Source organism: Streptomyces venezuelae, assembly GCF_008642335.1.
GTDB classification, from domain to species: domain Bacteria; phylum Actinomycetota; class Actinomycetes; order Streptomycetales; family Streptomycetaceae; genus Streptomyces; species Streptomyces venezuelae_F.
Genome location: NZ_CP029191.1, coordinates 6,424,952 through 6,448,525, shown reverse-complemented (window position 1 = coordinate 6,448,525; position 23,574 = coordinate 6,424,952). Strand labels below are relative to the sequence as shown.

The window sequence follows — 23,574 nt, the reverse complement described above, 5'->3', positions numbered from 1 at the left end:
CATGAGCAACAGCACCGCCGAGCCGGTCAAGCCGCTCTCCACCGAGCAGCTGTCGGCCACCACCCTGCTGCGGTTCGCCACCGCCGGTTCCGTCGACGACGGCAAGTCCACCCTGGTGGGCCGCCTCCTGCACGACTCCAAGTCGGTCCTCACCGACCAGCTGGAGGCCGTCGAGCGCGCCTCCGCGAGCCGGGGCGCCGACGCCCCCGACCTCGCGCTGCTCACGGACGGCCTGCGCGCCGAGCGCGAGCAGGGCATCACGATCGACGTCGCGTACCGCTACTTCGCGACGGCGCGGCGCCGGTTCATCCTGGCCGACACGCCGGGCCACGTGCAGTACACGCGGAACATGGTCACCGGCGCCTCCACCGCCGACCTCGCCGTGGTCCTCGTCGACGCCCGCAACGGCGTCATCGAGCAGACCCGCAGGCACGCGGCCGTGGCCGCGCTGCTGCGTGTCCCGCACGTCGTCCTCGCCGTGAACAAGATGGACCTCGTCGCCTACGACGAGACCGTCTTCGCGAAGATCGCCGAGGAGTTCACCGCGTACGCGGGCGAACTGGGCGTACCGGAGATCACCGCCATCCCCATCTCCGCACTGGCCGGCGACAACGTCGTGGACCCGTCCTCCAACATGGACTGGTACGGCGGCCCCACCGTCCTGGAGCACCTGGAGACCGTCCCGGTCAGCCACGACCTCGCCACCTGCCACGCGCGGCTGCCCGTGCAGTACGTGATCCGTCCGCAGACCGCCGAGCACCCCGACTACCGCGGCTACGCGGGCCAGATCGCGGCCGGAGCCTTCCGGGTCGGCGAGTCCGTGACGGTGCTGCCGTCGGGCCGCACCTCGAAGGTCGCCGGGATCGACCTGCTGGGGCAGCCGGTGGACGTGGCGTGGACGCCGCAGTCCGTCACACTGCTCCTCGAGGACGACATCGACATCTCGCGCGGCGACCTGATCGTGCCGAGCGGCGACGCCCCGGCGACCACGCAGGACGTCGAGGCGACGGTCTGCCACGTCGCGGACACCGCGCTCTCCGTCGGCCAGCGGGTGCTGCTCAAGCACACCACCCGTACGGTCAAGGCGATCGTCAAGGAGATCCCGTCGCGGCTCACCCTCGACGACCTCTCCCAGCACCCGGAGCCCGGCCGGCTCGTCGCCAACGACATCGGCCGGGTCAAGATCCGCACCGCCGAGCCGCTCGCCCTCGACTCGTACGCGGACTCGCGCCGCACCGGCTCCTTCCTGCTGATCGACCCGTCGGACGGCACGACGCTCGCTGCCGGCATGGCGGGCGACGCGTTCGCCACGCCCGCCGACGAGCCCGCGGCGGACGCCGCCACCGACGGCAGTGACGACGGATGGGACTTCTGAAGATGACCTACGTAGACGTCTACGCGACGTTCGCGAAGGAGGGCGGCCGCATCGGCAGCGGCGCCCTCGGCAGCGGACAGGGCGGGGTCGCGCGATGTGCGGTGTAAGGCCTCCGGCGGGCATGGGGCGCGCGCACCACGTGTGCGCCCCCGTTCTCCCCGTATCCGCAGCACCCGCGCCTTGTGTGCGGAAACCACGTAAACGAAGACCTGCCGATCACCCGGCCACGACCTGACGGCGTGCGCCCGGGCCGACGAGGGGAACACCTCCCGTGCCTGCTCCACGTACCCGACTCGCCGCACTCGCGGCGCTGCCCCTCCTCGCCCTGACGCTCGGCGCCTGCGGCTACGGCTCCGACTCCTCCGACGAGGACGGCAAGGCGAAGGTCGCCGAGGGCGCGAAGAAGATCGAAGACCTGGACGCCGTGAAGATCGGGTACTTCCCGAACCTCACCCACGCCACCGCCCTGGTCGGCAACCAGGAAGGCCTGTTCCAGAAGGAGCTCGGCGGCACCGAGGCCAAGTACGCGCAGTTCAACGCGGGCCCCTCGGAGATCGAGGCGCTGAACGCCGGATCGATCGACATCGGCTGGATCGGCCCCTCGCCCGCCATCAACGGCTACACCAAGTCGCAGGGCAAGAACCTGCGCATCATCGGTGGTTCGGCGTCCGGCGGCGTGAAGCTCGTCGTGAACCCGAAGAAGATCAAGTCTCTGGACGACGTCAAGGGCAAGAAGATCGCGACGCCTCAGCTCGGCAACACCCAGGACGTGGCGTTCCTCAACTGGATCGCCGAGAAGGGCTGGAAGGTCGACGCGCAGAGCGGCAAGGGCGACGTGTCGGTGGTCCGCAGCGACAACAAGGTCACCCCGGACGCCTACAAGTCCGGTGCCCTGGACGGCGCGTGGGTGCCGGAGCCGACCGCGTCCAAGCTGGTCGCCGAGGGCGCGAAGGTGCTTCTCGACGAGTCCGACCTGTGGCCGGACAAGAAGTTCGTGATCACGAACATCATCGTGCGGCAGGAGTTCCTGAAGGAGCATCCGAAGGTCGTCGAGGCGGTGCTGCGCGGTGCCGTGAAGACCAACGCGTGGATCGCGAAGAACCCGGAGAAGGCCAAGGCCGCCGCGAACGCGCGGCTGAAGGCCGAGGCCGGGAAGCCGCTGCCCGCCGAGGTGCTCGACCCGGCGTGGAAGTCGATCCAGACGACGAACGACCCGCTGGCCGCGACGCTCGACGCCGAGGCGGACCACGCGGTCAAGGCCGGCCTCCTGGAGAAGCCCGACCTCAAGGGCATCTACGACCTCCGCCCGCTGAACAAGGTCCTCAAGGCCGAGGGCGAGTCCCCGGTCGACGACGCCGGACTCGGCGTCAAGTAACCCGGCAGCCGACGTTCCCAGTTCCCAGGAGGTGACGACCATGGTGACGACCCTCGCCAAGGCCGCGGAGGACACCCGCCCCACGGCCGAGCACGCCGCACGGATCGAGCACGTCTCGAAGTCGTTCGGCGGCCCCGCCGGACCCCAGCTCGTCCTGGACGACATCACGCTGGATGTCGCGCCCGGCGAGTTCGTCACCCTCCTGGGAGCCTCGGGCTGCGGCAAGTCGACGCTGCTCAACCTGGTGGCCGGGCTCGACGAGCCGTCCGCGGGCACGATCGCGACGGACGGCCGCCCGGCCCTGATGTTCCAGGAGCACGCGCTGTTCCCGTGGCTGACCGCGGGCAAGAACATCGAACTCGCCCTGAAGCTGCGCGGCGTGCCGAAGGCGGACCGCCGCCCGAGGGCCGAGGAGCTTCTGGAGCTCGTCCGGCTGCGGGGCGCGTACGGCAAGCGGGTGCACGAGCTGTCCGGCGGCATGCGCCAGCGGGTCGCGCTGGCCCGCGCGCTCGCCCAGGACAGCAGGCTGCTGCTGATGGACGAGCCGTTCGCGGCGCTCGACGCGATCACGCGTGACGTCCTGCACGACGAGCTGACCCGCATCTGGCGCGAGACGAACGTCTCCGTCCTCTTCGTCACGCACAACGTGCGCGAGGCCGTGCGCCTCGCCCAGCGCGTCGTGCTCCTCTCGTCGCGCCCCGGCCGGGTGGCGCACGAGTGGCGGGTCGACATCCCGCACCCGCGCCGCATCGAGGACACCGCCGTGGCGGAACTGTCCGTCGAGATCACCGAACAACTGCGTGGGGAGATCCGCCGCCATGGCCAGCACTGACACTTCGACCGGCCCGGTCAAGGAGTCCGGCACCAGCCAGGACCTCGCCGGTCTGGAGGCGGGCCTCGACGCGCTGGAGTCGCACGCGGGCCCCACCCGCACACCCGTGCGCCAGGTCCTGGTGCAGAAGGTGGTGCCGCCGGTCACCGCGGTGCTGCTGGTGCTCCTCGTGTGGCAGGGACTCGTCTCCTTCGGCATCGTCGACGACCCGTCGAAGCTGCCCCCGCCGTCCGCGGTGTGGGACGAGGTGCGCGAGGCGTGGCTGCAGGGCAACCTCCTCGACTACATCTGGACGTCCGTCTCGCGCGGTCTGCTCGGCTTCCTGTTCGCCCTGGTGATCGGGACGCCGCTCGGGCTGATCGTGGCGCGGGTGCGGTTCGTGCGGGCGGCGATCGGCCCGATCCTGTCCGGCCTGCAGTCGCTGCCCTCGGTGGCGTGGGTGCCGCCGGCCGTGATCTGGCTGGGCCTGGACAACTCGATGATGTACGCGGTGATCCTGCTCGGCGCCGTGCCGTCCATCGCCAACGGTCTCGTGTCGGGCGTCGACCAGGTGCCGCCGCTGTTCCTGCGCGCGGGCCGCACGCTCGGCGCGACGGGCCTGCGGCACACCTGGCACATCGTGCTCCCCGCGGCGCTGCCCGGCTATCTCGCGGGCCTCAAGCAGGGCTGGGCGTTCTCCTGGCGCTCACTGATGGCCGCGGAGATCATCGCGTCCTCGCCGGACCTCGGCGTCGGCCTCGGCAGCCTCCTGGAGAACGGCCGCAACGCCAGCTCCATGTCGATGGTCTTCCTCGCCATCTTCCTCATCCTCATCGTCGGCATCGCCATCGACCTGCTGATCTTCAGTCCGCTGGAGCGGCGCGTCCTGCGCAGCCGCGGTCTCCTCGCGAGGAGCTGAACCGTCGTGCACCGTCCCGTCCTTCTCGTCGTCGCCCATGGCAGCCGTGACCCGCGGCACGCCGCGACCGTGCGCGCGCTGGTGCGCCGGGTGCGGTCGCTGCGTCCCGGACTGCGGGTGGAGACGGGCTTTCTCGACTTCGACACCCCGACCGTCTCCGGCGCCCTGGAGCGGCTCGCGGCGGAGGGCGTGCGGGACGTGGTGGCGCAGCCGCTGCTCCTGACCCGCGCGTTCCACGCCAAGACGGACATCCCCGCGGTGCTGCGGGAGGCGCCCGCCGCGCTGCGCATCCGGCTGGCGGCGGTGCTCGGCCCTTCGCCGCTGCTCGTCTCCGCGCTGGAGCGGCGGCTGTACGAGGCGGGGCTCGACCCCGCCGAGAAGTCCTCGACCGGGGTCGTGCTGGCCTCGGCGGGGTCGTCGGACCCGGAGGCGATCGCAGTGATCGCTGACATCGCGCGGGAGTGGCGGCGTACCGGTTGGTGCGCCGTGCGGCCTGCGTTCGCCTCCGCTTCGCTGCCGCGCACGGAGGACGCCGTGCGCGCGCTGCGGGACGTGGACGGGGTACGGCGGGTGGCCGTCGCGCCCTACGTCCTGGCCCCCGGCTTCCTGCCGGACCGGATCGCGCGGGGCGCCGCCGACGCCGACGTACTGGCCGAAGTCCTCGGTCCCGCGCCGGAAGTGGCGCGTCTGCTGGTACGGCGCTACGACGAGGCGTATGCGCCCGACACGTGCCCTGTTGCTCCCCTGGCGCGGATTCCCGCTCTGGCCTAGCTTGTGGGTTCATGACCCCGAGCCGATCCCGCACGCTGTGGCTGCGCACCGAACCCCTGCACGCGGTGGTCTATTTCGAGGAACGCTGCCGCGGCCTCGGCAGGGCCGTGGGCCTCAAGGGCTTCTGGATGGGGTACTTCGCGGCGCGTACGGCGCCGATGGGACGGGTCGGCCCTGGGGTGGCGACGGCGGCGCTCGGTGTCTTCGCGCCGAACATGGTGGCGCGGTCCCTGCCGTCGGCGTGGGAGTACGCGTCGCCGGACCGGGTCGTCGAGGAGCGCGCCCGCGTCACGGCAGCCGCACTGCGCCAACTGGTGCCCACCGTCGAGGCGTTGGCGGCCAAGGTCAACGATCCGCTCCTCGCGATGGTGGAGGACGCCCCCTCACTCGCGCGTCCGCTGTTCGCCGCCAACCGCGACCTGGCGCACCGCTCGGATCCGGTCGAGCGCCTCTGGCAACTGGCGACGTGTATCCGCGAGTTCCGGGGCGACGCGCATGTCGCGGTCCTCGCCGACCACGGCCTGGACGCCCGCGAGAGCCTCGTCCTCGCGGCGGCGACGGACCGCGTGGACACGGCGGGCATCCGCCAGGACCGGGGCTGGAGCGAAGAGGAGTGGGCGGCCTCCGTGGACCGCATGCGCGTCCTCGGCCTGCTCGATGCGGCCGGGCGTGTCACGGAACACGGCGTCACGAAACGCGAGTTGATAGAGGAGGACACGGACCGCCTCTCGTCCCGGCTGCTCCGCCCGCTGGCCAGGGGCGAGGCGGACGCACTCCTCACCGCCCTGGAACCGGCGACCCGCCGCATGCTGGACTCGGACGTCCTGCCGTTCCCGAACCCGATCGGACTGCCGCGGGTGGCGGGGTGAGAGCGGGCCCGAATTCGCTTGTCGTGACGCGGCGGCGGCCCTAGCGTCACGCGGATGACGCCCGAACTGCGTTCCGCACGCCTCTCGCTCTCCCCCTACGTCGCCTCCGACGAGGCGGACTTCGTCGCGCTCTTCCAGGACGAGGCCGTGGGGCGCTGGTTCGGGGACGGGGTGCAGAGCGAGGCGGAGGACCGCGCCCTGTTCGGCCGGATCTTCACCCTCATCTACGCCGAGGAGCGTTTCCCCGTCTGGGCGGTCCGGTACGAGGGGCGGTACGTCGGCCACGCCGAGGTGAAGCCGTCCCCGGAGACCTGGCTCGACGGCACCGAGATCGTCTACGGCCTGGCCAGGGACGCCTGGGGCCACGGACTCGGCACGGAACTGGCGGAGCTCCTCACCGCGTACGGGCACGAGACGCTGGGCCTGGCCGAAGTCCACGCGACGGTCGACGCCGGAAACGCCCCTTCCCTCTCCGTCCTCGCCCGCCTCGGCTACGTACAGGCCCGCGAGATCCCCGAGGAGGACGGCAGGATCACCCTCCACCTCGTCTCCCGCCGCCCCGCGCCGCCCGTCACTCCGCTGCGTCGCTGAACGGCGTGGCCTGGTGGAACCAGAGCTGCCAGCCGTTGTCCGTGCGCCGCCACAGGGAGCTGCGGTGGGCGCGTCGGCCGCCGCCCGCCGTGTCGAACGTCAGGTGCACCAGGTCGTCCGCGAGCTGGACGCCCCGCATGCCGGAGGTGGTGAGGGGGGCGGTGCCGGGGTCCTTGGACTCCGTGAGGACCCGCACGATCGACGCGCGGTCCCAGCGCGTGCCCGAGGCGCCGAACTCGGTGAACTCCGGGTGCAGGAGCGCCCCGAAGAGTTCGGGCGAGACGCGCACGTCGGGGTCGAGGAGCCGCAGTTCGGCCTCGATGGCCGCCTCGACGGCGGGGGTGCGGTCGGACGGGGAGTCAGGCACGGGTCATCTCCTCCAGCCGGGTGACGGTGTTCCAGTTGCGGCTGGTGGCGATGAGGCCTGCGGTCAGGCGGGGCCGTGACAGCACCTCCGCGAGCTTGGAGCGGCCGAGGCCGTCGGGGGCGTACAGGTAGAGGGCGCGGTCGCCGAGCCTGAACTCCTCCGGCAGGTAGGCGGGTTGGTCCACGGAGGCGAAGCGGGACGGGTCGACGGGACCGGAGAAGTACGTGACGTGCAGCTGCTTCGGTTCGAGGTCGGCCGCGGGGAACGGGCAGGCGTCGACCACCGCCTTCAGGTAGGTGTGGTCGCGGACGAGGACGTCGACGGCGAAGCCGAAGTGCTCCTCGATCGCCGCGCGCAGGGCCGCGGCCAGGGACTCCTCGTCGCCGTGTTCCGCCGTGAAGACCGCGTTGCCGCTCTGCAGATGCGTCCGTACGCCGCCGTGCCCGAGCCCTTCGAGGAGGGTGCGCAGTTCGGCCATGGGCACCTTTTTGTGGCCGCTCACGTTGATGCCGCGCAGCAGCGCCGCGTAGGTCTTGATCGCCATGCGCACACGATATGCCGGACGCGTACGGCGAAGCGGCCGCCGTGCCCCGTGGGGGTGGGCACGGCGGCCGCGGCTCAGTGGGGCGGCGAGATCACTCGACGACCTTCAGGAGCTTGTTGGGCGTGCCCTCGCTCGGGTTGGAGATCTTGTCCGGGGTCGCGCCGTCGGTCAGCGCCTTGGCGACGTCCGCGGGCTTGGCGTCCGGGTGGGCGGCGACGTAGACGGCGGCGGCGCCGACGACGTGCGGGGTGGCCATCGACGTACCGGAGATCGTGTTGGTGGCGTCGTCACCGGTGTTCCAGGCGGACGTGATGTCCGAGCCCGGGGCGTAGATGTCCACGACGGAGCCGTAGTTGGAGAAGTCCGACTGCTCGTCGTCCTTGGTGGAGGAGGCGACCGTGATGGCGTCCTTCACGCGGGACGGGGAGCCCTGGGAGGCGTCGGTCGACTCGTTGCCCGCGGCCACCGCGAAGGTGACGCCGGAGTCGATCGCCTTCTGGACGGCCGCGTCGAGCGCTTCATCCGCGCCGCCGCCGAGGCTCATGTTGGCGACCGAGGGGCCCTTGTGGTTCTTGGTGACCCAGTCGATGCCCGCGACGACCTGCTCGGTCGTGCCGGAGCCCTGGTCGTCCAGGACGCGGACGGCGACGATCTTCGCCTTCTTGGCGACGCCGTGCGCGTCACCGGCGATGGTGCCGGCGACGTGCGTGCCGTGGCCGTTGCCGTCGTCGGCGTTGTCGTCGTTGTCGATGGCGTCGAAGCCGGAGGTGGCGCGGCCGCCGAAGTCCTTGTGGCTGACGCGGACGCCGGTGTCGATGACGTACGCGGTCGCGCCCTCACCGGCGGCGTCGGGGTACGTGTACTTCTTGTCCCCGGCGGTGTCCGCCTGGTCGATGCGGTCGAGACCCCACGACGGCGGGTTGTCCTGCGTGGCGTCGATGGTGAACTTCTTCGACTGGACGACCTTGCCGACGGTCGGGTCGGCGGCGAGGCGCTTGGCCTCGGTCTCGGTCAGGCCCTTGGCGGAGAAGCCGTTGATCGCGGAGGAGTAGTTCCGCTTCAGCTCGCCGCCGTACTCCTCGGCGAGGTCGGACTTGGCGCTTTTGTCGGCTTTCTCGTCGAGCATCACGATGTAGCTGCCGGCGACGGCGCCCTTGGCGTCGAGGCCGTACACCTTGCCCTCGGCGGGGGTGCTCGCGCCGGCGAAGGAGGTCGCGAAGACGGTGACACCGACCGCGGTGGCGGCGGTGGCTATCGCGGCGGTGAGCTTCATCGTGCGGGCACGCTTGTGAGTTGCCATGAAGAGGGGTCTCCTCAGTGCTGTGTGGGGGGATGTGGGGGGATTTATTCAGCTGTCACCCAAGGCGCCGCCGTGACAACAAGTTCGTTGCGACAGCCCTTGCGGCCCGGAAGATCTCCGGGTGTTGGGACGAAACACTGTCCGATTGACGCGCGCAGATCAATACCTACATACAGCTGTGACTTGTTCAACAAGGTTCCGTAATAACAAACCGGCCCTGGGGCGACGGAACGGACATCCCGGCCCACAAGGGCCCCAACTCGCGGTAACACAAGCCACTTTGCGCCACACGCGCAACGCCGGGCGGGCTGGAGTGTCCAGCCCGCCCGGCGTCGGATTCGCGCGTACGCGGCTCAAGCCGCGGTGACGACTTTCTGTTCCTCGAAGGAATCGATGGTCCGCGTGAAGTCACGCGTCGAGAGGAGCAGCTTGTAGATGATGGCGAGTTCGAAGACCAGCAGGAGCGCCCCGGAGACGATCGTCACCGGCATCACCGCGTCGAAGAGCGGGCCGATCATGAAGACGCCCATCTGGAATTCGATTCCGCTCACCAGGTGCGCGCGAATACGGTGGCGCAGCAGGAAGGAGCGCATCCGCAGGTACGCGGGGAACTTCTGCCGGAACTCCTGGTGGAGGTCGATCACCTGCGCCTTGGGCTTCGGCGCGGCTCCCGCGTCCGCCTCGGCGCCAGAAGTCTCGTCCGACGGCTGCGTGACGTAGCCCGCGCCCGCCTCGCCCGCGGCGCGCTGCAGGTCCTGCTCGATGTCCGCCGAGGGGTTGTCCCGTAGCAGGTCCTCCATGAAGGCGAGCTCCGCCTCGTTCTGCGCGCGCTTCGCGGCCCGCATGCGCGCCTTGATCTGCTTGCGCATGGTGTGCCGGATCTTGAAGATCTCCAGCGAGTTGATGTAGCGCAGGGTGTCGAGCGCGACGACGGCGAGGGCGAGCCATATGTAGAAGGTGTCGCCGGTGCGGTCGTACTGACCCCACATGAGGGCTACACCGCAGACCATCACGCGGATGCGGTCGAAGACGAAGTCCAGCCAGGCGCCGAAGACGGAGCCCTGCCCGGTGAGCCGGGCGAGCTTGCCGTCCATGCAGTCGAAGATGAAGCTGAAGTGGTAGATGACCGCGCCGAGGGCGAGCCACTTCCAGTCGCCGAACGCGAAGCACGCCGCCGAGCCCAGGCCGAGGATGAACGCCCCCCAGGTGATCTGGTTGGGCGTGACGCGCGTCCGCATCGCGGTGAACCGCACGAGCGGCGTGGCGACCGGATCGACCAGCATCACGGTCCACCACGCGTCGCGCTTCTTCTCGGTGATGCGGCGCACCTCGGCGAGGGGCGGTATGTCTCGGCGCATGGGGGTTCAACTTCCTGGCGTTCGGCGAAAGTTCATCTCACGCTAGGAAGTGGTTCGGGCAACGTACAAGATCTGACGTGTACAACCTTTGGCCGGGGGTAACAGTCAACCTTTCAGGGCGAGTCAATGGCCCTTCCAGCATGGTGGCGCGTTACCTGAGCGTTACCGAATGACCGCTCCGTTACCCAATCGCGTCACGGAGCGTTACTTATGCCCCTGGGGGCAGCGCTTCCACTGCCCTTTGAGGCACCTTTCGGCTACGCCCCGTCAGCCCTTCGGCAGTTCCGCCTCGATGAGGTCGGCCGCCTGCTTCGTGCCGCCCTCCGCGGCCATCATGCCTCGGATCTCGCCGAGCCTGCGGGCCACCTCGGGGTCGTCCACCAGCGCGAGGACGGCCTCGCGCAGCGTCTCGGCGGTGGCCTCCTCCATCGGGAGGTGCCGGGCGACGCCGAGCGCCTGGAGCATGTCGGCGTTGCCGAACTGGTCCACGGCCTGCGGCACGGCCACCATCGGCGTCGCGGTGGCGAGCCCCTCCTGGCTGCCGCCCGCACCGGCGTGCGTGATGAACGCGTCGGCCTTCTGGAGGATCGCGAGCTGCGGCACCCACGGGTGCACCTCCACGTTCCCCGGCAGCTCCCCCAGCTCGGCCGGGTCGACGTGCCGGCCGACCTGCAGCACCACATGCCATCCGGGCAGGCCCCCGAAGGCCTCGGCGCACGCGCGGTAGAAGCCGGGCTGCTTGGTGAAGGCCGAGCCGAGCGAGACGAGCAGCACCTTCTCGGCGTCGGCCGGCCGCTCCCATTCCCCCTGCGCCGCCCGGTCGCCCTGGCAGGCGCCGACGAACGTGTGCACGCTCTCGTCGACCCGGTCGGCGTGCGGCTGCAGTGCCTTCGGGATGAGGACGAGCGAGCGCGGCGGCCGTCCGACGAACGGGTCGGGGTGCTGGGTGATGCCGTTCTCCGCCAGCCAGGCGTGGAAGCGCGCGTAGTACGCCTGGCCGCGCTCGGTCTTCTTCAGCTCCGCGTACATCGGCTCGGCGACCTCCTCCTCGTACCCCTCCCAGGCGACGAGGTTCGGCGAGAGCGAGATCTCGGGGACGCCCCAGCGGCGGGCGAGGACGCGGGCCGGATAGGAGGTGATGTCGTGCAGGACGAGGTCGGGCTCGTCGCCGTCATAGGCGCGGGCCAGTTCGGGCAGGACGGTGATCGCGTCGGTGAGGAACGGTTCGATGTTGTCGATCAGCTCGGTGCCCCACGCCTCCGGGTCGGCGTCCGGGGAGGGCAGGGTCGTGGTGTAGGGCCGGGGCTCGGCGCCGGTCTCGGCGACCTTCTCCACGAAGGCGTGCGGAATGGCGTACGTGACGCGGTGGCCGCGCGCGACCAGCTCACGGATCACTTCGAGGCTCGGGTTGACGTGCCCGTGGGCGGCGATCGAGAACATGGCGATGTGGGCAGGCCGTGATGAGGTCATGCCGGAACACTAAACGAGACGAGACGTCTCGTGCAACCTTTCGCCGGAACCTCTACACCAGACCTTGCACCTCGCCGCCATCGGCCGCCTCGTTGTAACGGAGCAGATAGTCGGCGAACCGCTCCAGATCCGCCTCGTTCCACCCCGCGAGCCGCCCCCGGAAGGCGACCCGCCGCGCCTCGCCGACCTGGGCCAGGACCTCATTGCCCTGCTCGGTGAGGTGCAGCACGTGCACGCGCTGATCGGCCGGATCGGGCCGCCGCTCGACGAGCCCGGCCTTCTCCAGCGCTCCGACCTGCCGGCTGATCGTCGACTTGTCGAGCGTGTAGTGCGCGGCCAGATCGGTGGCGCGGCAGCCGCCCTGGTGCTCGAGATGGCTGAGCAGGGTGAAGGACACGAGCGAGAGCTCGGGGTGCATGCGTGCGGCGGTGGCGCGCGCCCGCCGGGCGAACGCGGTCATCTCCCGCTGGATGACCTCGATGGACGCATCCCGGACGCCGGGCCTGTCCCCGTCTCGATCGGTCACGATTTCTCCCTCTCCGCGAATGGTTGTAGAGTACAACATCGCTCAGAGTTGTATATGCCAACTATCTAGGCGCCCCCTGTCGTCCCGACCCCCGGAGCCCTCCCATGTCCGCCACCGCGGAATCCGCCCCCCGACTGCGCGACGCCCTGCGCCACGTCCTCCTCCACCTCGTCACACCCCTGCTGATGTGCCTCGGCATGGGCCTGGCGTACATGGGTGCCTTCGTGACGCCCGAGCCGAACGACATGCCGGTCGCCGTCGTCGGGTCGGGCCAGCAGACCCAGGTCCTCGCGCAGAACATCAAGGACAAGGCGGGCGACGCCCTGGACGTGCGCACGCTCGCCGACCGCGAGCAGGCCGTCGACGCGCTCAAGTCCCTCGACATCGCGGGCGCCTACGTCCCCGACGCGAAGTCGCCCGAACTGATCGTGGCCACCGCGGGATCCGACATGAGCGCCACCGCGGCCCAGAAGCTCTTCACGCCCGTCGCCGCGAAGCAGGGCCTGCCGCTCAAGGTCACCGATGTGGCGCCGCCCGTCGAGGACGACCCCACGGGCCAGGGCCTCTTCTTCCTGCTCGTCGCCGTGAGCATCGGCTCGTACGCGTCGGTCGCCGTGCTCGGCGCGGCGGGCGCGGGTCTGCGGATGCGGGCCAGGGCGGGGCTCGTCGTGGGTGTCTCCTTCGCCGTCAGCCTGATCGGCGCGGCGCTCGCGGGCCCGATCTTCCACCTGGTGCACCAGGGCCTGTGGGGTGTGTGGGCCATGGCCTGGCTGTACGCGGCGGGCATCCTGTTCATCGGCGTCGGACTGCACACGTTCCTGAAGCGCTGGACGACGCTGGCGATGATGGTGCTCTTCGTGATGCTCAACTTCACGACGTCCGGCGGGCTCTTCAGGCCCGAACTGCAGAACGGCTTCTTCGGGTCCCTGCACGCGTTCTGGAACGGCGCGGGCTTCGTCGAGGGCATCCGCAGCCACCTGTACTTCGGCGGTCACGACCTCGGACAGCACGTCTGGACGCTGGCCGGCTGGCTGGTGGCCGGCCTGCTGACCGTCGGCGTCGCGGCCCTGTGGGAACGCCGGGACCCCGGTCTCCCGGACGCCGCTGTCGGCGCCCGGGAGACCGAGGCCCAGGAAGAGGAGATGGAGGAGTCGGTCGCGGTCTGACTCAGCGACCGTCCTTCTGCGGGTCGCGCGGGCAGGTGTAGTCCTTGGCCGGCAGCTCGCCGGTCAGCAGATAGTCGTTGACCGCCTTGTCGGCGCAGGCGTTGGCGTAGCCGACGTAGACCGCGTGGGTGCGGACCGGGACGGTCACCAGCTTGGAACCGCGCATCGCCTTGTGCATGCCGAGCCCCTGCTCGTACGTGGTGCGGGTGTCCCCCGTGGCCTGGATCTGCAGGGCCGGCAGGTCACTGGAGATCTTGGTGGGCGCCTCGCTCGGCTTCGCCTTCCACCAGCCGCACGGCATCGGCGCGTTGTGGAACGGGCCGAACACCGGCTGCTTCGGCCGGGCCTTCTCGATGGCCTTCCGGTACCACTCGGCGTTGCCCGGCGCGGTGGTGTCCGCGCACAGGACGGCGAGGGTGGAGGCGTAGTCCTTGCCCGTCCCCGTCTCGTCCGGGCCCGTGCGGAACATGGCGCCGAGGAGCCCCGCCACGCGCTCCGACGGCTCGACGGCACGCCCCGCGGCGGCGTCGAGCAGCATGCGCACCGTCTTCGCGTACTCGGCGTTGTCGACGTCGTCCGTACCGAGGAAGTAGAGGACGAACGGCAGCGACTCGTGGTCCAGCCGGTCGCCGCCGACCTCGATCGGCCGCTGCGCGGCCCGGCGGACCAGACCCTCGACGGTGGCCCGCACGGCCGCGGGCGTCTTCCCGAGGTGGTACTCGGCGTCGCGCGGCGCCGCCCAGCGCGCCACGTCGTCGAGCGCCTTCTCGTTGGCGGGGCCCATGGCCTGGAACATCTTGAGGCCGTAGTCACGGGGGTTCATGGCGCTGTCCAGGACGAGCCTGTCCACCTTGTCGGGGAACATGTTCGCGTAGACCGCGCCGAGGTAGGTGCCGTACGACTGGCCGAACCAGGACGTCTTGCGCTCGCCGAGCGCGCCGCGTATGACGTCCACGTCCCGCGCGATGTTGCGCGTGGAGTAGTGGGCGAGCCGGTCGCCGTACTTCTTGCCGCACTTGCGCGCGTCGTCGGCCGACTTCTTCGCCACCCGGTCGAACGAGGCACGGTCGAAGCCCGCGCCCCGGAACCAGGAGATGCTGTCGAGGCCGCAGTCGAGCGCCGAACTCTCCCCGAGGCCGCGGGTGTCCATCCCGATGACGTCGTACGCGGCCGCCACCCGCGGCGTCATCTTGGCCCGCAGCTGCGCGGGCATCCCGAGCCCGTGGCCGCCGGGGCCGCCCGGGTTGGTCTGGATGATGCCGCGGCGCTCGCGGTCGGAGCCGGTGGCCTTCATGCGCGAGACCGTGAGGGAGAGGGTGGAGCCCTTCGGTGCGGCGTAGTCGAGCGGGACGGTGACCTTCGCGCACTGCGTGCCGGTCTTGGTCAGCTCGGGGTCCTTGCAGGGCCCCCAGTCCAGGCGCTGGTGGTAGTAGCGGTCGAGTCCCTTGAGGGTGGCGGTGTACGCGGCGTTGTCGGCCGACGTGTTCGCCTGTGCACCCGCCTTTGTCGGGGAGTCGGCCGCGCTCGTCGCGCAGCCCGTCACCGCGGCGGCGACGGCGAGGGTGGCGGCGAAGGCGGACAGGGCGGTGCGGGTGGTGCCAGGTGCGGTGTTCATATGCGTCCTTGCTGATCGTGCTGTGCGTGCTGTGCGTGCTGTGCGAAACGCGCCGGGGTGGTCGCGTACGGCTGCTGGTGGTTCACGGGGTAGGGATGGTGCTGCTGTTCCGGCGCCCGGCGTGACCTGCGGGGCCACCACAGTCCGCGGCCGAGGAGCGCGGCCAGCGCGGGGACCAGGACGAGGGAGAGCACCAGCGAGGAGAGGAGGATGCCGAGGCCCGTGGCGAAGCCGATCTCCTGTGTCGCGGGGCTCGCGGCGAGGCTGGCGAAGGATCCGGCGAGCACGACGCCGGCCGTGGCGATGGCGGGCGCGGTGTGCCGTACCGCCTCGGCGACCGCGTGCCGGGCCGAGACCGGCTTCTCCATCTCCTCCCTGATCCGGTCGGTGATCAGGATGTTGTAGTCGGTGCCGAGGGCGACGACGAAGAGGAAAAGGACGAGGGGCAGGGTGAACGACACCCCGGGCCGGTCGAGTCCATGCTGGAAGAGCAGGGTGCTCGCGCCGAGCGTGGCCACGAAGCCGAGCCCCACGGCGATCATCAGGACGACGGGTGCGAGCAGGGAGCGCAGCAGCAGGAAGAGGATGACCGCGATGAGCAGGGCCGCGACCGGGAACACCAGCCGCAGGTCCTTCTCCACGGCCGTCGCGATGTCGGCGAAGACGGCCGCCGTTCCCGTGACGTACGCCTTGGTGCCCTCGGGGGCCGTGCGCGCGGCCGTCTCCCTGACCGGTCCCGAGACCAGGTCGCGGGCCTTCTGCGTATCGGACTTGACGCTCAGGAACAGGTCGACCCGCGCGGCCGTCCGGTCCTTGTTCAGGACGGGCTTGCCGACCTCGCCGACCCCCTCGGCCTTGCCCAGGGAACGGGTCATGTCGTCGAGTGCCCCCGCCTTGATGGCGGTGCCGTTCGTGCTCCGTACGTAGACGGTGTGCGGGTCGGAGACCCCCGCGGGGAGGCTGCGGGAGATCTGCTCGGCGGTCCGCACGGCGGCGGTCTCGTGCAGTCCCTGCTGGTCGTAGCTCATCTTGATGCCGACGGCACCGGCGCCGAGCGCGCCGAGCAGCACCAGGCTGCCCAGGGCGTACCGCAGCGGTCGGCTGCTCACGGCGTGGCCCAGGCGGGCGGCGATCCCGCCGGTGTGCTCCTTCTTCCAGGCGCGGGCGGGCCAGAACATGCCGCGTCCGAACACGGCGAGGAGGGCGGGCATCAGGGTGAGGCTCGCGAGGAGCATCACGAGCACGGAGATCGCGATCGCGGGCCCGAGGACCCGGAACTGGCCGAAGCTGGCGAGACCCAGCGTCGCGAAGGCCGCCACGATCGTCAGGGCCGCGGACGTGATCGCACTGCCCACCCGCCCGGTCGTCTCGGCCGCGGCCTCCCGGGCGTCCTGGTCGGGACGGTTCCGCAGCTGTTCCCTGAACCGGAACATCAGGAAGAGGAAGTAGTCGATGCCGATTCCCAGGAGCACGACGCTGATCAGTGAGGGCGTGGACGCGTCGAGGTCGATCCCGAAGAGTTTCGCCGCACCGACCACGGCTCCCGAGGCCACACCGCCGATCAGGCCCACCGCGATCAGCGGCACGATCGCGGCCGCCACGCTGCGGAACACCAGCACGTTCAGAAGGACGATGAGGCCCATCGTCAGGGCCGAGACGACTTTCCCGGTGGTTTCCTCGGCGTCCACGTCGTCGACCGTCGAGGCGATTCCGCCGGTGAATCCGACGCGCAGGTCCTCCTTGGCGAATGCGTCCTCCGCGTGGTCGCGGAATTCCTTGTAGACCTTCTGCAGGCCCGGGTCATTCGGATTTCCGTCGAGCGACACCGTGAGGAGCCGGAAACTCTTGTCCGGTGCCACGGCGCCCGGCGACACCCGCGGGGTCTGCGAGTGGTCCTTCATCAGCGGCTCGGGCTTCGGTCCGACGACCCGCTCCCGGCCCAGGTCGGCCGCCGTGCCGGTGATGTGCCGCTGGTCGGCGGGGGTCAGCTTCCCGCCGTCGTCCCTGGCGACAAGCACGGTCAGCGCGTTGGGGTCGGGCTTGGTGCCGAAATCCTCCTCCGCGATGCGCAGCGCCACGGCCGAGTCGTACTTCTTGGGCAGGAAGTCACCCGCCTGGGAATCGGTGACGTCGTACATCATCGCGCCGCCCACGAAAGTGAGCGCCGTCCCGAGAACGGTCCATAGGACGACCGTCATCCATCGATGTCGGGTGGAGAAAGAGGTCAGCTTGCGGATCATGCCAAAAGGTCATCACGCCGGGCCCGTTGAACACGTCGGCCGCGGGAAGGGGACGCACCCGGGACCCGGGTCCGGCGTTCCGCCGCACCCAGTACTCCGGTACTGGGCACAAGAACCGCCCCCGCGCCGATTCACCGCCCGGCGGACCGGGATGTAATGGTGCGGAAGAGAGACGACCCGGATCAGCCGGTTCGATGAGTGCATATGTGGAGGCGCCCGGATGGGACGCGACTTCTTCCCTCCGGTACCGCCCGCGGAGAGCGCGCGGCCGACCGTGGGCGGCGTGGTCCTCGCCGTTGCCGCGGTGACGCTCGACGTACTGTCCTATCTCGCGCCCGGCGAGGAGGGGACCGGCGCGCGCGTCACCGTCCCGGGCGTCCTGCTGATCTGCCTCGCCGTGGTCCCGCTGCTCTTCCGGCGTCAGCACCCGGTGCCCGTGCTCGGCGCGGTCCTCGGCGTGCAGCTGGCCGTCAACACGGGGCTCGTCGTGGACCCGGGTGTGGCCATGTCCAACAGTTACGGCGCCGCCGTGTCGGTGGCCCTCTACACCGTCGCCCGGTACAGCGAGCGGCGGGCCGTCGCGCTCTCCGTCGTCGCCGCCGCGCCCGTGCAGGTCCTGCGGTACCTGAACACCGACCAGGCTGTCCTGGGGATCGGCATCACCGACGTGGTGGTCACGCCCTGCCTGCTCGTCGCCATAGGTCTGGCCGTGCGGCAGTGGAAGCAGCAGCTGGACATCAACCGCAGGCTACTCGCCGACCGGGCGGTGACGGAGGAACGGCGCCGCATCGCGCGGGAGCTGCACGACATCGTCGCCCACCACATCACCACCATGTACCTGATGTCCGGCGGTGCCAGGTCGACCCTGGACCGCGATCCGGAGACGGCCCGTGAGGCGCTGGTGACCCTGGAGGAGTCGGGCCGCACGGCCCTGCACGAGATGCGGCAGCTCCTCGGCGTCCTGCGCAGCACCGAGACTCCGGACGAGACGCCGTCGGAACCTCAGCCCGGGGTGAACGACATCGAGCGGCTCGTCGCCGACTCGGTCGCGGCGGGTCTGCCGGTCGAACTCCACGTCACCGGGCGGCCCCGGCCGCTGCCGATGACCGTCGGCCTCACGCTCTACCGCATCGTCCAGGAAGCCCTCACCAACGCCCGCAAGCACGCGGGGCCCGCCCGCGCGACGGTCCGGCTCACCTACCTCCCGGACCGGGTCGCCGTCGAGGTGACCGACGACGGCGCGGGCGGCGGGGACCCCGGCACGAACCGCACCGGAGGCGGATACGGTCTCCTCGGCATGCGGGAACGCATCGCCCTCCACGACGGTTCCCTGCACGTGGGCAACCGTCCGGAAGGCGGCTTCGCGGTGACCGCGGAAGTGCCGCTGCCCGCGGATACGTACGAACTCGACTCGAACGACGAGAAAGACGAGACGCCCCGATGACCTCTGCCATGTCGCCCGAGCGGATCACCGTGCTCATCGCCGACGACCAGCCCCTGGTACGCCGAGGTCTCTCCCTCATCCTGCGTTCGGACCCCGCCATCGAGGTCATCGGCGAGGTGGACGACGGTGCGCAGGCCGTCGCCGCGGCCCACGAACTCCGCCCGGACGTCGTCCTGATGGACATCCGCATGCCGGTGCTCGACGGGGTCAGGGCCACCGAGCGGCTGAGCGCCGAGCTGCCCGGGTGCCGGGTCCTCGCGCTCAGCACCTTCGACATGGACGAGCACGTGGTCGGCGCCCTGCGGGCGGGCGCGTCGGGGTTCCTGCCCAAGGACGTCTCCCCCGAGGAACTCGTGGCCGCGCTGCGCACCGTCCACCGCGGCGAGGCCGTCGTCGCGCCCCGGCTCCTGACCCGGCTGCTCGCCACATTCGTGGCCCCGGCCCCGGCGCCCGCCCCGCCCGGCGCCGACCTCTCCGGGCTCACGCCACGCGAGGTGGAGGTGCTGCGGCTGATCGCCGCGGGCCTCGACAACGCCGAGATCGCACAGCAGATGGCGATCGGCGTCCAGACCGTGAAGAACCACGCCACCGGCATCTTCGCCAAGCTCGGCGTCCGCGACCGCGCGCAGGCGGTCATCGCGGCGTACGAGTCGGGCCTTGTACGGGCGGGACAGTCCGGCGCGGGACAGCCCGGCGCGGGGCTGTGACACCCCCGCCCCCAGACCTTCAGCGCTGGTACCGCGCCAGCACCAGGTTCCCGTCCTTCACCAGCCGCTTCTCCAGTTCGTCGAGGTCGATCGCCCCGCTGTAGTACTCCTGGAGCGCCGGGGTGGCGACCTTGTCCTTCCACTCGGGGTAGCCGCGCACGGACTGGGCGGGCGCCGGCCGCAGGTCCTCGGAGAGGGCCGTGCCCGCGGACCAGCCGTTCTTCTCCGTGCGCAGGGCGGGGTCCTGCAGCGCTTCCTCGCCCGTCGGCAGCATCCAGTCGCCGCGCGCGAGCTTCACCATGTTCTTCGGCTGGAGGAAGAAGTCGATGAACTCGGCCGCCTCCTTCTTGTGGGCGCTGTCCTCAGAGACGGACAGGGTCTGCGGGCTGACGCCCTGCGCGAGCCCCTCCTCGCCCGCCGGGGCGGGCAGCACCTGCCACTCGAAGCCCTTCGGCGCCTGCTGGACGATCTGCTGGCGGTACGAGAAGCCGAGCGGGACCATCGCGTACTTGCCGCCGAAGAAGCCGGGCAGGGTGTCGGAGCCGCCCATGCCGAGGGTGCTGCCGGACGCGCTCTTGTCGACGTTGACCTGGTCGTGGACCGTGCGTGGCATGACCTGGTCGGGCGCGTCGAAGCGGACGTCGACCTTGCCGTCCGCGCCCCGGTGGAACATCTTCCCGCCGGTCGACAGGGAGAGGTTGAGCGTGGCCGAGACCGGCTCCTTGAGAGGCCAGGCGACGCCGTACTTCCCGTCCGTGCCGTCGCCGAGCTCCTTGGTGATCTTCCGGAACTCCGGCCAGCTCCACGGCTTCCCGGGCGTCGGGACGCGCACCCCCGACTTCTTCAGCCACTTGGAGTTGGCGATCAGGACGCGCGGCTCCTGGAGGAACGGCACTCCGTAGATCTTCCCGTCGAAGGTCGCCGTCTCCCAGCTGCGCTGCGGGATGTCCGCCTTGAGGCGCTCGGGCAGGAGGTCGCCGATGTCCGCGAGATACCCGCCGTACGCGAAGTCCGCGAGGTCGTCCGAGGCGTCGTGGATGATGTCCGGCGCCTCGCCGCCCTCGAAGGAGGTGAGCAGCTGGTCGTGGACGCTGTCCCAGCTGCCCTGGATGTACTCGACACGCACGTCCGGGTGGGTGGCGTTCCACTCCTCGACGAGCGCCTTGTTGGCGTCGACGGATTCCTTCTGCCACGCCAGGGACTGGAACTGGAGGGTGATCTTCCCGTCGTCGTCCCCGGAGTCACCGCTGCATCCGGCGAGCAGCAGCGTGAGCGCGGCGACGGCGGCTCCCAGGCGAGGTGCCCTGCGCGATGCCATGCGCGGTGCCCTGCGCATCAGGCCTTCACCGCCCCCGCCAGCATGCCGCCCGTGATCCGCTTCTGGATGATCGCGAAGATGACGAGCGAGGGGATGGTCGCGAGGAACGCCGCCGCTGCGAGCGGCCCGAGGTCGGCGACGCCCTCCGTGCCGATGAAGCGGTTGAGGATGACCGGCAACGTCTGCTTCTCCGGGGTCTTGAGCAGGACGAGCGCGAAGAAGAACTCGTTCCATGCGGTGATGAAGGCGAACATCGCGGTGGCCACGATGCCGGGGGCGAGCAGCGGCGCGACGACCGAGACGAAGGTGCGCACCTTGCTCGCGCCGTCCACCGCTGCGGCCTCCTCCAGCTCGGTCGGGACCGCGCGGACGTACCCGACGAGCATCCACAGCGCGAACGGCAGCGACCACACCACGTAGACCATGATCAGGCCGAGCAGCGAGTTGATCAGGTGCAGGTTCTTCAGGATCAGGAACAGCGGGATGATGATCAGGACGAACGGGAACGCCTGGCTGATCACCACCCAGCCGGTGGCCGCCTTCGCGACGCGGTTGCGGTGCCTGGCCATGACGTACGCCATCGGTGTCGCGATGACGACCGCGATCAGGGCCGCGCTGAGCGCCGCGATCAGGGAGTTGCCCGCGGCCCGCAGGAGCGGCTGCTCGTCGAAGGCCTGGCGGAAGTTGTCCAGGGTCGGGTCCTTGGGGATCCAGGTGGGGTGCAGGCTGCCCAGTTCCCGCGCGGGCTTGAACGCCGTGGAGATCAGCCAGAGGAACGGGAAGGCGAGGAAGACGAGGTAGGCGGCGAGCGCCACGTACTGTGCGGCGCGCGCCGGCTTTGTCGTGCGCATCATGCCTCGTCGCCTCCCTTCAGTCGGCCCACGAGGTAGACGGACAGGATGACGGAGATCACCGCGACCATCACGCAGCCCATGGCCGCCGCGTAGCCGAACTGGCCGTAGCGGAACGCCTCTTCGTAGGCGAAGAGCATGGGGAGGCGGGTGCGGCCGCCGGGGCCGCCCTGCGTGAGGACGTAGACCAGGGCGAACGAGTTGAAGTTCCAGATGAAGTTCAGCGCGGTGATGGCGAGGGCGATCGGTTTGATCGCGGGCCAGGTGACGGTGGTGAACCGACGCCAGGCGCCCGCGCCGTCCATCGCGGCGGCCTCGTGCAGTTCGCGCGGGGTGTTCTGCAGTCCGGCGAGCAGGGCGACGGTGGTCTGCGGCATGCCGGCCCAGACGCCGACGACGATGACGGCGAAGAGCGCGGTGGCCGTGCCCGTCAGCCAGTCCTTGCCGTCGCCGAGGCCGAGATCGGAGAGCGTTTCGTTGAGCACGCCCGCGTCCGGGTGGTAGACGAGCCGCCACATGATGCCGACGACGACCTCGGGCATCGCCCACGGGATGATCGCCAGCGCCCGCGCGAGCCAGCGCATCCGCAGCGGCTGGTTGAGCAGGAGGGCGAGGCCGAGCGCGAGGAAGAACTGCGGCACGGTGACGCCGAACGCCCAGAGCAGGCCGATGCGGAACGAGTCCCAGAACAGCGTGTCGTGCAGCAGGTCCTGGAAGTTGAGGGCGCCGACCCACTGGGTGGGTTCGGTGCGGCCCGACTGGGAGTCGGTGAAGGCCAGCGCGATGCCGTAGAGGAGCGGTCCGACGCTGAGGACGAGAATGGGGATGAGGGCGGGCAGCACGAGGAACCACGCGCCGTGGTCCGCGACGCCGCGTCCCGGCTTCCCTCTCGCTGACCGCTTCGTTGCGGTCGCCAATGTCACGGGATCGGCTCCTTCGGGCGGCTCGTGCGGATGCGGCCGCCCCGGCGGCCTCCGTCATCGTGCTGATGTGATCTTGATACGTCAAGCAGCTGCGCGCCCTCGCAGACCGGTTGGCCTGTGCGAATGCGAGACTGTCGGGCGAACGGGGCAACAGGTGCGGGAGGCACGGGATGGACGAGGCGCGGGCGCGGGACGTACTGGACGCGGCGGATCTGCCGGTGCCGACGGGCGGGGCCCGGCTCCTCGCCCTCGGCGAGAACGCGGTGTTCGCCGTCGGCGAGCTGGTCGTCAAGGTGGGGCGGGCAGCCCCCGAGCTCCTGGCCAGGGCGCGGCGCGAGACGGCGGTCGCCCGCTGGCTGGAAGAGGCGGGCGTCCCTGCCGTGCGGGCCGCCGAGTCCGAGGCTCGGTTGGTGGACGGCCATCCGGTGACGCTCTGGCACCGGCTGCCGGAGGCGGTGCGCCCCGCCGAGCCGCGCGATCTCGCCGCGCTGATCCGTCGTGTGCACGATCTGGACTCCCCCTCCTTCGAGCTCCCCCGCCGTGAACTGCTCGGTGGCGTGGAGCGGTGGCTACGGCTCGCGGGTGACGCGGTCGATCCGGCCGACGCGGACTATCTGCGCGAGCGCAGGGACGGGTTCGCGGCGGCCGCGGCGGCGCTGACGCCCCGTCTCGCGCCGGGGCCCATCCACGGGGACGCGCTGCCCCGCAATGTCCTGGTCGGTCCGGACGGCCCCGTGCTCGTGGACCTGGAGACCTTCTCCTTCGACCTGCGGGAGCACGACCTGGTCGTCATGGCGCTCTCCCGCGACCGGTACGGGCTCGCGCCGGAGGCGTACGACGGGCTCGTGTCGACGTACGGCTGGGACGTGCGGGAGTGGGAGGGGTGCGCCGTGCTGCGCGGCGCGCGCGAGACGGCCAGCTGCGCGTGGGTCGCGCAGCACGCGCCGTCCAACCCCAAGGCGCTCGTCGAGTTCCGCAGGCGGGTGGCGTCGCTCAGGGACGGGGACGCGGAGGTCCGCTGGTACCCCTTCTAA

At 70.7% G+C, this 23,574-nt stretch carries 22 protein-coding genes; 11 read left to right on the top strand and 11 right to left on the bottom strand.

The window, feature by feature from the left end; all coding sequences use genetic code 11:
- Position 1: 1 nt before the first annotated feature.
- From DEJ49_RS28970 to DEJ49_RS28940, 7 genes are all read left to right on the top strand, one after another.
- Positions 2 to 1,375, top strand: coding sequence for a sulfate adenylyltransferase subunit 1 (locus tag DEJ49_RS28970; RefSeq protein WP_150186826.1), 1,374 nt, complete (start codon positions 2 to 4; stop codon positions 1,373 to 1,375).
- Between the two features lie 271 nt (positions 1,376 to 1,646).
- Positions 1,647 to 2,750 (top strand): aliphatic sulfonate ABC transporter substrate-binding protein, encoded by a 1,104-nt coding sequence (locus DEJ49_RS28965; protein ID WP_150186825.1) that lies wholly within the window; start codon positions 1,647 to 1,649, stop codon positions 2,748 to 2,750.
- A gap of 40 nt (positions 2,751 to 2,790) precedes the next feature.
- Positions 2,791 to 3,582, top strand: coding sequence for an ABC transporter ATP-binding protein (locus DEJ49_RS28960; RefSeq protein WP_150186824.1), 792 nt, complete (start codon positions 2,791 to 2,793; stop codon positions 3,580 to 3,582).
- On the top strand, positions 3,569 to 4,480 hold the full coding sequence (locus DEJ49_RS28955; protein WP_150186823.1) for an ABC transporter permease: 912 nt from the start codon (positions 3,569 to 3,571) through the stop codon (positions 4,478 to 4,480). The genes DEJ49_RS28960 and DEJ49_RS28955 overlap by 14 nt, the downstream gene beginning before the upstream one ends.
- A gap of 6 nt (positions 4,481 to 4,486) precedes the next feature.
- Entirely contained in the window at positions 4,487 to 5,251 is a 765-nt protein-coding gene (locus DEJ49_RS28950) for a sirohydrochlorin chelatase (RefSeq protein ID WP_150186822.1), read from the top strand.
- A gap of 11 nt (positions 5,252 to 5,262) precedes the next feature.
- Complete coding sequence (locus DEJ49_RS28945; protein WP_150186821.1) at positions 5,263 to 6,120, top strand: SCO6745 family protein; 858 nt, start codon at positions 5,263 to 5,265, stop codon at positions 6,118 to 6,120.
- A gap of 54 nt (positions 6,121 to 6,174) precedes the next feature.
- Positions 6,175 to 6,711 carry a GNAT family N-acetyltransferase gene (locus tag DEJ49_RS28940; RefSeq protein ID WP_150186820.1) on the top strand — a complete coding sequence of 179 codons (537 nt, stop codon included), beginning with the start codon at positions 6,175 to 6,177 and terminating at the stop codon, positions 6,709 to 6,711.
- Here the strand turns inward: DEJ49_RS28940 and DEJ49_RS28935 are convergent.
- From DEJ49_RS28935 to DEJ49_RS28910, 6 genes are all read right to left on the bottom strand, one after another.
- On the bottom strand, positions 6,692 to 7,078 hold the full coding sequence (locus DEJ49_RS28935) for a DUF4440 domain-containing protein (RefSeq protein WP_150186819.1): 387 nt from the start codon (positions 7,076 to 7,078) through the stop codon (positions 6,692 to 6,694). The genes DEJ49_RS28940 and DEJ49_RS28935 overlap by 20 nt on opposite strands.
- Complete coding sequence (locus DEJ49_RS28930; RefSeq protein WP_150186818.1) at positions 7,071 to 7,622, bottom strand: DUF1697 domain-containing protein; 552 nt, start codon at positions 7,620 to 7,622, stop codon at positions 7,071 to 7,073. Before DEJ49_RS28930 ends, DEJ49_RS28935 begins: the two co-directional genes overlap by 8 nt.
- Positions 7,623 to 7,713: 91 nt before the next feature.
- Positions 7,714 to 8,922, bottom strand: a complete 1,209-nt coding sequence (locus DEJ49_RS28925; RefSeq protein WP_150186817.1) for a S8 family peptidase — start codon at positions 8,920 to 8,922, stop codon at positions 7,714 to 7,716.
- A 353-nt stretch (positions 8,923 to 9,275) separates the two neighbouring features.
- Positions 9,276 to 10,280 (bottom strand): CDP-alcohol phosphatidyltransferase family protein, encoded by a 1,005-nt coding sequence (locus tag DEJ49_RS28920; RefSeq protein ID WP_150186816.1) that lies wholly within the window; start codon positions 10,278 to 10,280, stop codon positions 9,276 to 9,278.
- Between the two features lie 267 nt (positions 10,281 to 10,547).
- Positions 10,548 to 11,750 carry a macrolide-inactivating glycosyltransferase gene (mgt, locus tag DEJ49_RS28915; RefSeq protein ID WP_150186815.1) on the bottom strand — a complete coding sequence of 401 codons (1,203 nt, stop codon included), beginning with the start codon at positions 11,748 to 11,750 and terminating at the stop codon, positions 10,548 to 10,550.
- Positions 11,751 to 11,802: 52 nt separating this feature from the next.
- Positions 11,803 to 12,210: a MarR family winged helix-turn-helix transcriptional regulator gene (locus tag DEJ49_RS28910; protein ID WP_223833240.1), complete on the bottom strand. Its 408-nt coding sequence runs from the start codon at positions 12,208 to 12,210 to the stop codon at positions 11,803 to 11,805.
- A 170-nt stretch (positions 12,211 to 12,380) separates the two neighbouring features.
- Here DEJ49_RS28910 and DEJ49_RS28905 point away from each other — a divergent pair, with 170 nt between their 5' ends.
- A complete protein-coding gene (locus DEJ49_RS28905; RefSeq protein ID WP_190329475.1) occupies positions 12,381 to 13,442 on the top strand; it encodes a hypothetical protein in 1,062 nt (353 codons plus the stop codon).
- A 1-nt stretch (position 13,443) separates the two neighbouring features.
- Here the strand turns inward: DEJ49_RS28905 and DEJ49_RS28900 are convergent, their stop codons facing one another.
- Both DEJ49_RS28900 and DEJ49_RS28895 read right to left on the bottom strand, forming a co-directional pair.
- Positions 13,444 to 15,057, bottom strand: coding sequence for an alpha/beta hydrolase (locus DEJ49_RS28900; RefSeq protein WP_150186813.1), 1,614 nt, complete (start codon positions 15,055 to 15,057; stop codon positions 13,444 to 13,446).
- Entirely contained in the window at positions 15,054 to 17,297 is a 2,244-nt protein-coding gene (locus DEJ49_RS28895; RefSeq protein ID WP_150186812.1) for an MMPL family transporter, read from the bottom strand. The genes DEJ49_RS28900 and DEJ49_RS28895 overlap by 4 nt, the downstream gene beginning before the upstream one ends.
- A 220-nt stretch (positions 17,298 to 17,517) precedes the next feature.
- Here DEJ49_RS28895 and DEJ49_RS28890 point away from each other — a divergent pair, with 220 nt between their 5' ends.
- Together DEJ49_RS28890 and DEJ49_RS28885 are read left to right on the top strand one after the other, a co-directional pair.
- Complete coding sequence (locus DEJ49_RS28890) at positions 17,518 to 18,741, top strand: sensor histidine kinase (protein ID WP_150186811.1); 1,224 nt, start codon at positions 17,518 to 17,520, stop codon at positions 18,739 to 18,741.
- Complete coding sequence (locus DEJ49_RS28885) at positions 18,738 to 19,448, top strand: response regulator (protein WP_223833032.1); 711 nt, start codon at positions 18,738 to 18,740, stop codon at positions 19,446 to 19,448. Before DEJ49_RS28890 ends, DEJ49_RS28885 begins: the two co-directional genes overlap by 4 nt.
- Before the next feature lie 19 nt (positions 19,449 to 19,467).
- Here the strand turns inward: DEJ49_RS28885 and DEJ49_RS28880 are convergent, their stop codons facing one another.
- From DEJ49_RS28880 to DEJ49_RS28870, 3 genes are read right to left on the bottom strand one after another with little or no spacing between them, the layout of a single operon-like run.
- On the bottom strand, positions 19,468 to 20,766 hold the full coding sequence (locus DEJ49_RS28880; RefSeq protein WP_150186810.1) for an ABC transporter substrate-binding protein: 1,299 nt from the start codon (positions 20,764 to 20,766) through the stop codon (positions 19,468 to 19,470).
- A 17-nt stretch (positions 20,767 to 20,783) separates the two neighbouring features.
- Entirely contained in the window at positions 20,784 to 21,620 is an 837-nt protein-coding gene (locus DEJ49_RS28875; protein ID WP_411757207.1) for a carbohydrate ABC transporter permease, read from the bottom strand.
- On the bottom strand, positions 21,617 to 22,540 hold the full coding sequence (locus tag DEJ49_RS28870; protein ID WP_190329474.1) for a carbohydrate ABC transporter permease: 924 nt from the start codon (positions 22,538 to 22,540) through the stop codon (positions 21,617 to 21,619). Before DEJ49_RS28870 ends, DEJ49_RS28875 begins: the two co-directional genes overlap by 4 nt.
- Before the next feature lie 170 nt (positions 22,541 to 22,710).
- Between DEJ49_RS28870 and DEJ49_RS28865 the strand changes: the two genes are divergently transcribed.
- The gene (locus DEJ49_RS28865; protein ID WP_150186809.1) at positions 22,711 to 23,574 is read left to right on the top strand and encodes a phosphotransferase enzyme family protein; all 864 of its coding nucleotides are present in this window, start codon (positions 22,711 to 22,713) and stop codon (positions 23,572 to 23,574) included.